At 33.6% G+C, this 13802-nt stretch carries 11 protein-coding genes; 6 read left to right on the top strand and 5 right to left on the bottom strand.

Features of this window, described 5'->3' with window-relative positions:
- The first annotated feature begins 34 nt into the window (after positions 1-34).
- Positions 35-1384: a sigma-54-dependent transcriptional regulator gene (locus FLP_RS06255; protein WP_065448660.1), complete on the top strand. Its 1350-nt coding sequence runs from the start codon at positions 35-37 to the stop codon at positions 1382-1384.
- Here FLP_RS06255 and FLP_RS06250 read toward each other — a convergent pair.
- Positions 1381-3822 carry a hybrid sensor histidine kinase/response regulator gene (locus tag FLP_RS06250; protein ID WP_065448659.1) on the bottom strand — a complete coding sequence of 814 codons (2442 nt, stop codon included), beginning with the start codon at positions 3820-3822 and terminating at the stop codon, positions 1381-1383. The genes FLP_RS06255 and FLP_RS06250 overlap by 4 nt on opposite strands.
- Positions 3823-4000: 178 nt before the next feature.
- Positions 4001-5902, bottom strand: coding sequence for a S9 family peptidase (locus FLP_RS06245; RefSeq protein WP_065448658.1), 1902 nt, complete (start codon positions 5900-5902; stop codon positions 4001-4003).
- Positions 5903-6154: 252 nt separating this feature from the next.
- On the opposite strand from FLP_RS06245, the gene FLP_RS06240 reads away from it, so the two are divergent.
- From FLP_RS06240 to FLP_RS06225, 4 genes are all read left to right on the top strand, one after another.
- Positions 6155-7267, top strand: a complete 1113-nt coding sequence (locus tag FLP_RS06240; protein ID WP_065448798.1) for an NAD(P)/FAD-dependent oxidoreductase — start codon at positions 6155-6157, stop codon at positions 7265-7267.
- On the top strand, positions 7267-8049 hold the full coding sequence (gene mtgA / locus FLP_RS06235) for a monofunctional biosynthetic peptidoglycan transglycosylase (RefSeq protein WP_065448657.1): 783 nt from the start codon (positions 7267-7269) through the stop codon (positions 8047-8049). Before FLP_RS06240 ends, mtgA begins: the two co-directional genes overlap by 1 nt.
- Positions 8039-8995: a lipid A deacylase LpxR family protein gene (locus tag FLP_RS06230; RefSeq protein WP_065448656.1), complete on the top strand. Its 957-nt coding sequence runs from the start codon at positions 8039-8041 to the stop codon at positions 8993-8995. The genes mtgA and FLP_RS06230 overlap by 11 nt, the downstream gene beginning before the upstream one ends.
- Before the next feature lie 99 nt (positions 8996-9094).
- On the top strand, positions 9095-10300 hold the full coding sequence (locus FLP_RS06225; protein ID WP_123921647.1) for a hypothetical protein: 1206 nt from the start codon (positions 9095-9097) through the stop codon (positions 10298-10300).
- Positions 10301-11399: 1099 nt separating this feature from the next.
- Here FLP_RS06225 and tnpA read toward each other — a convergent pair.
- Together tnpA and FLP_RS06215 are read right to left on the bottom strand one after the other, a co-directional pair.
- On the bottom strand, positions 11400-11891 hold the full coding sequence (tnpA, locus tag FLP_RS06220; protein WP_207797812.1) for an IS200/IS605 family transposase: 492 nt from the start codon (positions 11889-11891) through the stop codon (positions 11400-11402).
- Positions 11892-12201: 310 nt separating this feature from the next.
- The gene (locus tag FLP_RS06215) at positions 12202-12573 is read right to left on the bottom strand and encodes a VOC family protein (RefSeq protein WP_065448653.1); all 372 of its coding nucleotides are present in this window, start codon (positions 12571-12573) and stop codon (positions 12202-12204) included.
- A gap of 28 nt (positions 12574-12601) precedes the next feature.
- On the opposite strand from FLP_RS06215, the gene FLP_RS25415 reads away from it, so the two are divergent.
- On the top strand, positions 12602-12763 hold the full coding sequence (locus tag FLP_RS25415) for a hypothetical protein (protein WP_165606651.1): 162 nt from the start codon (positions 12602-12604) through the stop codon (positions 12761-12763).
- A 5-nt stretch (positions 12764-12768) separates the two neighbouring features.
- Here FLP_RS25415 and FLP_RS06210 read toward each other — a convergent pair whose 3' ends face one another.
- Positions 12769-13800 (bottom strand): oxidoreductase, encoded by a 1032-nt coding sequence (locus FLP_RS06210; RefSeq protein ID WP_083195804.1) that lies wholly within the window; start codon positions 13798-13800, stop codon positions 12769-12771.
- Between the last annotated feature and the right edge of the window lie 2 nt (positions 13801-13802).

Below are 13802 nucleotides of genomic sequence, written 5' to 3'. Positions count from 1 at the left end.
AGTCTTATTTTAGCAAAAAAGTCCCTAAAAACAAATGTCAAAGATATTACTCATAGAAGATGATATTTCGTTTTGCAAATTATTAGAAAAATTTCTGGTAAAAAAAGCATACGAAGTAACCATTGCCTTCTCTGCTGCAGAAGCAAGATTAGCCATCAAAAAAGAATCATTCGATTTAATTTTGACAGATCTTCGCTTGCCTGACTCTGATGGTATTGGGTTAATGTCTGAGTTTAAAACATCGTATCCTGAAATACCTGTAATTCTTATGACAGGATATTCAGATGTAAATACTGCAGTAAAAGCTATTAAAAACGGCGCAGCTGATTATATTTCGAAACCTTTCAATCCCGATGAGGTTTTACTGGTTATTACCAATGCTTTAAAAACTTCAGAAACAGAAGAAGAAATTCCTGTAAAGGAAAAGAAATCTGTAAAAAAGCAAACTAATAGCAATGAAAATGAGTTTGTTAAAGGAATTTCAGTTGCATCCAAAAAATTATTAGATCATATTCATTTGGTAAGTCCAACTGATATGTCGGTTTTGATTATTGGAGAAAGCGGAACCGGAAAAGAAATCATCGCCAAAAGTATTCACCAGCAAAGTTTACGGAAAAACAATAATTTCATTGCAGTCGATTGCGGAGCTATTCCGAAAGAATTGGCGGCAAGTGAATTCTTCGGACATTTGAAAGGATCTTTTACCGGAGCCATCAGCGATAAAATGGGTTATTTTGAAGCGGCTAATGGAGGAACTCTTTTTTTAGATGAAATAGGGAACCTTTCATACGAAAATCAAATACAGCTTTTAAGAGCGCTTCAGGAACGTAAAATCAAGCCTGTTGGTAGTAATAAAGAAATTAATGTTGATATTAGAATCATTACGGCTACCAATGAAGATTTGCGCGAAGCAGTAAAAAATGGCGATTTTAGAGAAGATTTGTATCATAGAATCAACGAATTCTCTATTCAGTCTCCATCATTAAAAGACAGAGACGAAGATTTAATGGTTTTTGCCGATTATTTCCTTGAAAAGGCCAATCAGCAATTGAATAAAGATATCATCGGATTTTCACCAGAAGTAGTTACTATTTTTCAAAACTACAACTGGCCTGGAAATTTGCGTGAACTTCAAAACTGTGTCAAACGTGCTACGCTTTTAACTCAGGGCGATTTTATACAAAGTGATGTGTTGCCGGTTGAGTTTTTTCAGATCCAAAAACAGCAAACTAATAATAGTGATTTTTCTTTGTCAGAAAACGAAAAAGAAGCAATAATCTATGCTTTATCAAAAGCACAGAATAATAAATCCGAAGCGGCAAAATTACTTAAAATCACTAGAAAAACACTTTATAATAAATTAAAGCATTACAATATAGATTAGGCTATTTCTTTATGTAGAGCTTTAAAAAGTACATCTGTTTTTGCTTTCAAAACTTTAAAAATATCGGGTAAATCAGAAGTTTCAAGATCCTTATTTTCTAAGACTTTTAAAATTTCACCAATTTCACGCGCCTGAATTTGCTTGAACATTGGCGCAATTCGGTGTGCAACTGAATTAATTTCGGTTGTGTTTTTATCAATCATCGCATTCTCTAATAAATTTAAGTTTTCAGAACTGCTTTCGATAAATGATTTTAAAACTTCTTTTAATGCCGTAGTATCATTACCTAAAAATTCTTTTAGTGTATCCAACGAATACAATTGAGAACTGGTTTTTTGTTCTTGTTTATTAATGTCAACATTGGGTAATGTATCATTTTCTAAAATAAGATGTATGGTTTCCAGTAATATTTTAGGCGAATACGGTTTTTGTATTACAGTTGTAAAACCGGCTTCGTTATACACAGCCGCGTCAAGATCAGTTCTTCCTGTTAAGGCAATTACAGGCTGGTTTTTATAAGTGGAATATCCAGAATTTTTTAATTTTTTCAAAAAAGCAAAACCGTCCATTTCCGGCATTTGTATATCTGTAATAATAAAATCGAAATTCGTATTCTGGATCGCTTCTAAAGCTTTTATACCACTATTAAAAGACAGGACCTGATGTTGTTCCTGCTTTAAAACGCCGCTTGTCAAATTCAAAAGATTGATGTCATCGTCCAGAACTATAAAAGTTTGTTTTTTAGTATTACGAACTAGAGTTTTTTTGACTTCGGGAACTGAATTTGGACTATTATCAAACTGTAACGGAAGTTGTACTTCAAAAGTACTTCCTTTACCAAATGTGCTTTCCAGTTTTAAATCTCCACCCAAAATCGAAATTATTTTTTGGCAAATAGACAATCCTAAACCAGTTCCTCCATATTCTTTTTCAATATTTTCATTGGCCTGCGCAAATTCTTCAAAAACCAATTTCTGATTTCCTTTTTCGATTCCAATTCCTGTATCTTCAATTCTAATGGTATAAAATTGATCATTTTCAGCTATGTATCCGCTTATTTTGATGAAACCTTCTTCGGTAAATTTATATGCGTTTCCTATAATATTACTTAAAATTTGTTTCAGTCTAAAAGGATCTCCAACAATTTTCGAATTCAGTTTCTCATCAACATTAATAATAAGATCAATGTTTTTGTGTTTGTATACGGTCTGAATACTTTTGGCAACTTCATCAATAATGTCAGGTAATAAAAACGGAACTTTTTCGATCGTGATTTTTCCGGCTTCAATCTTAGAGAAATCCAGTAAATCCTGAACCAATTGCGTAATATATTCTGATGAGTTTTTGATGTTTTTAATGAAATACGATTGCTTTGTAGTAACATCAGAATTCCCCAAAAGTTCAGAATAACCCACAATGGTACTCAGCGGCGTTTTTAAATCGTGACTTACCGTCGAAATTAACTGTTCGCGGCTTTTAAGCAAATTCTTTGTTTTGAAATTCGCAATTTCGAGTTGTTTTTTATAAACCTGCGATTTTGAGTAATCGCTCACAATTAAAATTGAGAAAAACAATGTTAGGACCAAACCAACAATAGCTGAAACGGTTACAATTTCATTGACTTTTTTAAGGGATTTTTCTTTTAGCGAATTGTTTTTTATAGAGTTAATGATAATTTCTCTTTCGATAATTCGAAGTACTTTACGAAGCTGGTCCGAAATGGCAATTTCATTTTTCAATAATTTGTTCTCTTCAAAATTCAACGATTCCTTTTTCTTTTCGGCCTTGATTTTTACATTGCTTAACAATTTTTTAGAATTGGCCAAAATAGAATCCGATGCTTGTTTGCTCAATGTATTCGTGCTGTCATCCGGAATATTCTGATTGAGATAATCAACATATTTTTGCAGTACATTGCGCTGATAACTGCCCAGCTGATTCGGGTTTTTGTTGAAATCCTGAAGTTCTAATTTTCGAAGTTTAAACTCCATTTTGGTAATTTCATCAATCGCAGTATTAACAGAGACTTCGTCTTCGGCCTTATTTTTTATGGTTTTTAATTGCCGAATGTTTTTCGTTTTTTCAGACAATAAATACGTAACGCTATCCAGTAACGTTTTTTGATATTGAGTTGTAACAATTTGTTTTAAAGTATCGATTCTTGATTTTAAAGAATCAGTTTCGATAATATAACTTCTAAAATCTTGTTCAGAATTAGTCTGAATCGTTTTCCTTGCTAAACTTTCTGTTTTATACACATTCGAAAACAATTTACTTACCCTGAGGATCTTGGTTTTTTCAAAAGCGATTTTATCTTCTAATTTTTTATAAACTACATTTTCAGAATATAAAAACCATCCTACAGTAACTACTAATCCCAAAAGAGCAATGTAACTAAAAAGGACTTTGAGTGCTGTATAACTTTTTTTACTCTCCATAGATTGCTATTGTGGGGATTGAGAAGATTTTATGATGTGAAATCGCTGCAATTTATTCAAAATTTCTGTTTTAGAAATACAAATTAATGCTAATATTTTACATAATTAAAAGAAGTGAAAAACAAAATAGCCGCAGATTATATAAATCTACGGCTATTTTTATCGTTTAATTATGGGATTAAAGTGTCTCGTCTAACCATTTAAAAAATTCACCTTGCCAAACCTGAGCATTTTGTGGATGTAAAACCCAATGATTTTCATCCGGGAAATATACAAATCTTGATTTGATGCCTCTTAATTGCGCAGCCTGAAAAGCTTCTTGTCCTTGCCCAATTGGTACACGGTAATCTTTTCCGCCCTGAAAAATCAAAATAGGTTTGTTCCAGTTTTGTACCAAAGTTGCAGGGTTAAAAGTAGTGTATGCTTTTTGCGCTACAGCATTGTCTTTTTCCCAGTAAGCACCGCCAAAATCCCAGTTGTTAAAGAAAACCTCTTCTGTAGTTCCTAACATACTAACCGTATTGAAAACGCCATCATGAGCGATAAAAGTTTTGAAACGGTTTTTATGAATTCCGGCTAAATAAAATACTGAATATCCACCGTAACTTGCACCAACGCAACCTAAACGTGATTTATCTACATAACTTTCTTTAGCTACATCGTCAATTGCTGATAAGTAATCGTCCATAACCTGTCCGCCCCAGTCTTTACTAATTTGCTCATTCCATTCTACACCATGTCCTGGCATTCCACGACGGTTTGGTGCTACCACCACATAACCTTTAGCTGCCATTAATTGAAAATTCCAACGGAAAGAATACGATTGTGTCAACGGAGATTGTGGTCCTCCCTGACAAAACAATAAAGTTGGATATTTTTTAGAAGCATCAAAATTTGGAGGCAAAATTACCCAAACCAACATTTTTTTACCGTCTGTAGTCGTAACATAACGTTTTTCTGTTTTGCTTAACGCTAATGTCTTGTACGTTTCGGTATTTACGTTTGTTAATTGTTTCCAGCTGTTTTTCTTTAAATTAAAAGAATAAATTTCGGGAGCGTGATTCATATCATTTCTGGTAACAATAATGTCATCACCAGCCAAACCTACTAAATCATTTACGTCAAAATCTCCTTTAGTCAATTGGCGAACATTGATTGCAATTTTGGTTAATCCAGGAAAGTTTACCGTAAACAATTGTTTTGTACCATCAACAGCAGCTACAAAAAATACGTTTTTGCCATCTTTACTCCAAATAAAATTATCTACAGTTCCGTCCCAATTTGCCGTTAAGTTGGTTTTGATTCCTTTAAATTCAACAATAATATCGTTTTTATCAGCTTCGTAACCGTCACGTTTCATTTGCAGCCAGGTTAAGTTTCCTGTTGGAGAAAATTGTGGAGCCGTATCGTAACCTAAGTTTTCTTCGGTTTTATTTGTCGTTTTTTGAGTTTCTAAATTGTACTCATAAATATCTGTATTGGTAGAAATGGCATATTGTGTTCCAGCTTTTTTCTTGCACACATATAAAATACTTTTTCCGTCAGGAGACCAGATATAATCTTCGTCGCCACCAAAAGGTTTTTGCGGAGAATCAAAATTTTCACCTTTCAAAATGTCAATTCCTTTTGCGCCGTCTTTGTTTTCTTTATAAAAAACGTGGTTAAATTTACCTTCATTCCAGGTATCCCAATGGCGATAATCTAAACCATCGTAGATTTGAGCATCAGATTTGTCCAGTTTTGGATAAAAATCTTTACCTAAAACCTTGTCAATTTTTACTTCTTCATTGTACACTAAAAATTTTCCGTCTGGCGAAACATTTTTGTCGGCCAAAACATCTTTCGTGTCTTTAATTTCAGTTGCATTTCCGCCATTTACAGGGATAATGTAAAATTTAGAAGACGATTTGTTTTCCTCGATCGAAGGCGTCGAAACCTTAAAAACAACATTCTTCGCATCTTTCGAAAGTCCAAGAGCACTTACTCTTCCTAATTTCCATAACAATTCCGGAGACATTACATTCTGTCCGATAGCGTTTAAACTCATCATTATTAAGGTTGTAAATAATACTTTTTTCATAATAAAATTCTAATATTCGTGGGGCTAAAAATACAACTTTTAAACTCCAAATAGTTAAATTCCAAATCCCAAAAATGTTAAAAATCCCAAAAGTTTATACTAAAGTTTTTCTGGCACGAATTCACGAATTTTTTTTGATAATTTTTTAAAATGAAAATTCATGAATTCGTGGCGATTGAAAATAAAGTTTTAAATTTATTTCCTAAATTGGAATTTGGAATTCAAAAGATTGGAATTTATTTTAAGATAAAAATGGAATTAAGTTATTGGGAACTTAAAAATTGGTTCACAAATGTTGATTATACTATCGTGGGCAGCGGTATTGTAGGATTGCATGCTGCATTACGCTTACGCGAAAGATTCCCTGCAGCAAAAATTCTGGTGTTAGAAAAAGGAATGCTGCCACAAGGTGCAAGTACAAAAAATGCCGGTTTTGCCTGTTTTGGAAGTCTCTCTGAAATTTTGGAAGATCTCAAAACACATTCAGAAGAAGATGTAATAAATCTAATCGAGAAACGTTGGAAAGGTTTGCAATTACTTCGAAAAAGACTGGGGGATACTGCGATTGATTTTAGACCTCACGGCGGATATGAATTATTCCTGAAAGAAGATGAAAGCGGATTTAGCGAATGCATTTCGAGATTGCCTTTTGTAAATGAAATTTTAAAACCACTTTTTAAAGCCGATGTTTTTTCTAAAGAAGTGGACCGATTTGGGTTTGATAAGGTGAATGAATATTTAATTTTTAATCCTTTTGAAGCTCAGGTCGATACCGGAAATATGATGCAGGAATTGCTAAGGCAGGCTGTTTCTTCAAATATTTTAATTCTGAACCAGCAAACCGTGACTTCATATGCCGATTTAGGAAATCAGGTCGAAATTGTTTTGACTGATTTTAGTTTTAAATCGAATAAACTACTTTTTGCCACAAATGGTTTTGCAAATACCATTACAAAAGGAGCTGTACAACCTGCAAGAGCACAGGTTTTAATTACAGAACCTATCGCAAATTTAGATATAAAAGGCACTTTTCATCTGGATCGAGGTTATTATTATTTCAGAAATATAGAAAATAGAATTTTGCTTGGCGGAGGCAGAAATCTTGATTTTGAGGCAGAAACAACAACACAATATGGGCAGACGAAAATTGTGCAAAATAAATTGGAGGATTTACTTAAAAATGTAATTTTACCAAATCAGGATTTCCAGATCGCACATCGTTGGAGTGGGATCATGGGAATTGGAAATAGTAAAAATCCTGTTGTTGCTCAACTGTCTGAAAACGTGTTTTGTGGAGTGCGTTTAGGCGGAATGGGAGTAGCGATTGGGAGTTTAATAGGAACAGAATTAGCAGATTTAATATAATGGGAGTAACCAAAAGACCGATACCAAAAACAACAACCGCAAACAAACCGAAACCAAAACCTAAAGCAGCACCAAAAAAAGGCAATCGCTCTTTTGGTGAAAAAGTAAAATGGTTTTTTATAAAATTATGTTTATGGTTTTTCGGAATCTCAATCGCGTCTGTGGTGTTTTTTAAATATATTCCAGTACCGTTTACCCCTTTGATGCTGATTAGGGCGATCGAAAATAAACTCGATGGTAAAGAAGTTTTCTTTGATCACGATTGGGAACCTATCGAGAAAATTTCGATGAATTTGCAAAAAGCTGTAATCGCCAGTGAAGACGGAACTTTTTTAAAGCATAATGGTTTCGATTTTAAAGCGCTTCAAAAAGCATATAAAAGCAACGAACGCGGACGCCGAATTCGTGGCGGAAGTACGATCTCGCAGCAAACCGCCAAAAATGTCTTTTTATGGCAGGGCAAAAGTTATTTCCGTAAAGGTCTCGAAGCTTATTTTACGGTTTTAATCGAAGTAATTTGGGGCAAAGAACGTATTATGGAAGTCTATCTTAATAGTATCGAAATGGGAGACGGAGTGTACGGTGCTTATGCCGCGACAGAACATTGGTACCGTCGTGATGCATCAAGCTTAACACCAATGCAGGCCGCCGGAATTGCTGCAATATTGCCAAACCCAAGAAAATTTAAAGCAACAGGATCTTCAAGTTATATAAACAGAAGAAAAGAACGAATTGTTCGTGAAATGCGCGCGGTTGGAAAAATAAATTATAATGCCAAATAAAAAATCTTTTATTGCGCTCCTCGTATTGACAACGGCTTTGGCTTTTGGTCAGGTAAAAACAACAGAAATTGGTTTTATTACCGACAACGATTTGTACACATCATCTAAAAATGATATGTATTATACCAATGGTTTAGAACTTTTTTATCGGTTTTTATCGAAAAATGATAATCCTAAAATCAACAAAAAAATCACTGAATTCCGTATTGGTCAGTACATTTATAATCCCAGGTTTATTAATGCAGAAGCTGTAACGATAAATGATCGCCCTTTTACCGGATATCTTTTTGCAGAAGCGGGAAGAAGCTTTTTTTACCAAAGCGAATCAGTTTTAAAGACTGATTTTCAGGTAGGTTTTATGGGACCAAATGCTTTGGGAAAAGAAACCCAGGAAAGTTTTCATCATATAATTGGATATAAAGAAGTATTTGGCTGGGAAAATCAATTGCATAATGCTTTTGCTGTTCAGGCACATGTGATGTATTCGAAGAAAATGTTTTCTGCAAAACACAACGATTTCATAGACCTTCATTTTCAATCAGAAGCAAACGTGGGAACTATCTTTGATGGCGTTTCTACGGGATTCTTAACCCGAATTGGTTTTAAAAAATTACTGCCAATTTATGATTCGAATTTGCATGATGCCTCGGTAAGTTCTGTACCGCAATACAATATCAGAGAGTTTTATTTTTATGCGATGCCAAGCGTTAATTACCAATTTTATGACGCTACGATTCAGGGAAGCATGTTTAGTAATACAAGTCCGCTAACTTTTGAGCTGGAACCGCTTCGTTTTAATGCCGAATTTGGATTAAAATACAGACATAACAACTTCAATATGTCGTATTCTTTTATTTATAGAGGCAGAGAATTAAGAGATCCGGAAACGAATACCAATTCAGGTTATTTTTATGGATCGATTCGATTTGGGTATTTGTTGAAATAATACGTTTTGCTGCGAAGGCGCTAAGAGAAAAAGTTTTTTTGATTTGCCATTTTTTCGAATGGGATAGAAGTTAGTTAGAGCTAATCAATAATGCTAGATATGATAAAAAATTTAAATAGATTAGCGCATCCTGTTTTTGTTATTTCGTTAATGATGCTGTTTTTAAATGATCTCATATTTAAAACTGTTTTTCATAATTATCTCACCGGAAAATTATCTGATTTTGTGGGACTTCTTGCTTTTCCGTTTTTTTGGAGTGTGCTTTTTCCAAAAAGAATCAAAGAAATTCATATTGCTGTAGCTTTATTTTTTGTTTTTTGGAAGAGCACTTTTTCAGAAGCTGTTATTGACTTTTTTGGTTTTTATCGCGTTGTAGATTTTTCAGATAATATTGCCTTGATAAGTACTCTGGTTTCATTTTGGTTATTAAAACAAGAATCTGTCACATATAGAGTTCATCCCGTTTTTCTGAAATTGATTTTTCTTCTTTCTTGTTTCTCTTTTGTTGCAACTTCAAAACCACAGGAGCCGGAAACCTTTGAAGATGGTTTTAGATATTTAAACCTGAAAAATGAAAGTGATGAAAAAGTAGTGGTTTTGATAGATTTTAAATTTTCTGAAAAAGAGATTGAATTTTATAAAAAACAGGAAATCAAAATTGCCATAGCAAAACGTAAACAATTTATTAGTGAATACGGAGAGGAATATAAATTGGTTTATAAAGAATCCGATTCGATAGATATTGTAAGGGAAGTAAATGAAGAATGGAAGTTACGACAAAAAAACAATGTTATCGATCCGCTTGTAATAGACAAAGGAGCGGAACAATATGTTCCATTGCCTTTGCACGCTAAAGATACATTAGTAGGTTTTCCTAAAGATTTTAAAATTTCAATTTTAGATCTTAATTGGAAACCGCTAAAAAGCTATGATAAAAAAGCGTTTTTTAGTAAAATAGAAAATAAAGGATTAAACGAATTCTCGCGAAGAGAATCTTTCAATTTAACTTTTGGAAAGAAAAAGGAACCATTAAATATTGCTGACTGTTACGGTAAATGGGAATCTGCCAGAAAAGTCAATTTTAATAAAATAGAAATCAATGCTGATTATTTTGTAAACGATAGTGATGGTAAAGTTTACGATTGCAATTACAAGAACGATTCTCTTTGGGTGCATTATTCTCGTAGTAAATGGTATTTGGGAATCATTAAAAAAGTAACGAAAGATCGTCTCGTAATTTCCTGGGATAATGAGCCGGATTTGATTTATGTTAAATCTAAAAAGCCTACGGTTTTGGGGCATTAAGTATTTTCTTTGCTGGCACGGATTGAAATCATAAGTGTTCGAAAGCTGTTGCTCTGAAAGAGCATTAGCAATAGCATAGTGCGAAGCACTATGAACAGAATGATGATTAGTATTTAAGCCCTGTAAGGGCGGGAAGCCTAATTTCAAAAAACATGTTTAACATGGTGTTCTTCTAGAAAACACATTTTTCTTTTGCCCTTTCAGGGCAATATTCACAATTGCTTTTAATTCATAGTGCGTTGCACTACGCTATTGCTTTTAGGGCTTTCAGCCCATTTTTAAAAGTTTCGAATACTTACGATCGCAAATTTGCGCTAACAAATCTCTTTTTGTGCACAAATTACAAAATTAAAATGCTGGAAAATTGCTCTGAAAGAGCCTTAGCAATAGCATGGTGCGAAGCACTATGAATGAATAATGGTTAATATTTAAGCCCTGTAAGGGCGGAAGCCTAATTTCAAAAAACATGTTTAACATCGTGTTCTTCTAGAAAACACATTTTTCTTTTGCCCTTTCAGGACAATTTCCACTTTTGATTTAATTCATAGTGCGTTGCACTACGCTATTGCTTTTAGGGCTTTCAGCCCATTTTTAAAAGTTTCGAATACTTACAATCGCAAAATTGGGCTAACAAATCTCTTTTTGTGCACAAATCACAAAATTAAAATGCTTGAAAATTGCTCTGAAAGAGCCTTAGCAATAGCATGGTGCGAAGCACTATGAATGAATAATGGTTAATATTTAAGCCCTGAAAGGGTGGAAGCCTAATTTTAAAAAGCATGTTTAACATGATTTTCTTCTAGTAAATACCTTTTTCTTTGAATTTTTATTCTCAATTTTCTTTTGCCCTTTCAGGGCAATTTCCACTTTTGATTTAATTCGTAGTGCGTTGCACTACGCTATTGCTTTTAGGGCTTTCAGCCCATTTTTAAAAGTTTCCAATAATGATGATTGCAAATTGCGCTAACGGACCTCTTTTTGTTTACAAATTGCAAATTAAATTTTTCGTAAACTGCTCTGAAAGAGCATTAGCAATAGCGTAGTGCGAAGCACTATGAACTAAAACGATTACAATTTTCAGCCCTGTAAGGGCGAAAGCCTAATCCCAAAGAAAACGTTCATCATATTTTACTTGGTATTTATTTAAAAAAGCCAGTAGTTCTTCTTTAAATGTATGTTTTTTATGATGCTCTTCTTGATTTTTAATGTACTGTGTTACTATTTCCAGTTGTGATGGGTTGACAGAAAAAATGCCATAACCTTCTTGCCAATAAAATTTTGCGTAATTTTTATCTATCGTTTTTATCCATTTCGAAGATTGCTTTTTTACTTCTTCTGCCAATTTCATTTGAGTAATCTTTTTAGATAATAAACATAAGATATGTACGTGATCTTTATCTCCTCCAATCTGAATTGGATTGCATTCTAACCCTTTGCAAATTCCGCCAAGATATTGCCATAATCTCTCTTGTATAGTATGGTCAATAAATGGATAACGTCCTTTGGTGCTAAATGTTAAATGAACATATACTTTTGATAGTGATTGGGACATATTATTTTTTTGCTTTGGCCCTTTCAGGGCAATATTCACGATTGCTTTTAGTTCGTAGTGCGATGCACTACGCTATTGCTTTTGGGCTTTCAGCCCACTTTCGATTACAGCTTCTAGCTTATGATTTATTCTGATATTATTTTTTGTTTAAATAATTAAGCATAATCTCTAATCGTAAAAATAAATTAATTCCGTTTTCTGCTATTCCTCTAAAAGTCATTTTTTAGTCAAAATAAGTTATGTTTTTAAACTACTATTTTATCAATCAAAAACGCCACTCTCTTTAGAATGGCTTTTTTAATTTGTATGTCAAATGACTATTCCTCTTTAAATAAGCGGGATTGTTAAATCACCACTCCATAAAAACAATAAAATGATTGTCCGGATCTTTTAGAAAAAGTGCTTTTCCGCCGGGATAATCCCAAGGACCTGAAAATGTACCTGCCGGCATCTTTTCTATGTCTGATTCATCGCTTTGCGGAAGCTGGTTTTTTATGAGACGATTGTACACATCATTTATATCTGCTTCGTTTATTTCGATATTTCCTTCGTTAAGGGGTTTCTGTAAAGTGCTTATTTTTAATTCAGCATGATTATCAATTGGTACAAAGAAAGTTTTTGCTTTGTTGGAAAAAGTTTCGTTTTTGAGATTAAAAACTTTTTGATAAAAATCAAATGACACTTCGAAGTTTGAACAATAAAGCCAGAAAGAAATTTTCATGAAAACGTTTTAATTAAATTATTGGGTAATGAAACTAAAAAAAGTTCTTATAAAAACTAAAATTTCTAGTTTAGCCCCGATCGAGGCGGTATCCTTTTTACTGCTTCTTGAGCAGGAAAAAGATATAGCCGAGAGCGGGACAATTGGTCTTTTTGAAAATGAATTTTTCTGCTCCTTATTTTCTAAATGATCAATTTAATGTCGGTTATCGCATTGAATATAAATGTCTTCGTTTGATTTGTCGATAAGGGAAATTGCCGGACACCCAAAAGATTCATATTGAAAACCAAATACAACTGGTGGTTTGTTTTTAAAGAGTTTACCTGTATATTGATCAAATGAGTGATCTCCGTTTTCTCCGTTGAGTGGAGCGGGAGAGGTGCCTTCGCTTTGGCTGTAAAGCTTTTCGATTATGATTTCTTTGGTTTTAGAATTGGTTACCAAAAGGCGTCTGGCATAAATTATTTTATCACTGTCGAGATAGTCTTGTAAAAAATATTGATAAGTAGCTGTGTTATATAAATATGTATTGCCAGCAACGGTGCTTTTTAAGAGTGCACGATCTTCTTTTTTCATAGGTTTAGATGGATAGTCTTTACCAGGGATTTTTTTCCAGACAATTGGTTTTAATGGTTCGTTTGCAAACGGATTTTCTTTGCCTGCATAAACGATCACATCAGAATAATAATCGCTAAACCCTTTTAAACTTTGTTTGCTGATTTCGAACCCAATCATGTAATAGTATTTGGGATAAGGCCAGTCTTCTTCGGATGAATAACCGTTTAGCCATGCAGCGGCTTTAAGATTTTTTATGGCAAATGATGCCAGTTTGTTTTTTGCATAATCGTAGACAAACAAAGAGTCGTTTTCGGAAATATTGGTTTTGGATAAAAAATGATTTCTGTATTTTTTATCTAAGGTGAAATATTTTGCAGACTTTTTTTCCATTTTTTCGATATTGGGCAGAGCAAGTGTGTCTGAAGCCGTATCGTTGAGTGGGTAAATGTCTGAAAGCGAAACAAAAGCGACGTCAGTACTGTCTCTGTAAGTAACAGTAAATAAATTGATGCTTTCCTTTCTGGGAAGTTCATCGGTTTGTACAGAATCGTTCTGGGTAGTTGTTGTTCTATTTAGTTGAGGTTTACTGCTTTTGGTTTCCTGTTTGTTGTTGCAGGAAAGGAGGAAAATAAATGAGACAACTGTAAGTGATTGTATTTTAAGATTCATAA

Source organism: Flavobacterium piscis (assembly GCF_001686925.1).
GTDB lineage: Bacteria > Bacteroidota > Bacteroidia > Flavobacteriales > Flavobacteriaceae > Flavobacterium > Flavobacterium piscis.
This window is presented reverse-complemented; position numbering and strand designations above follow the sequence as displayed.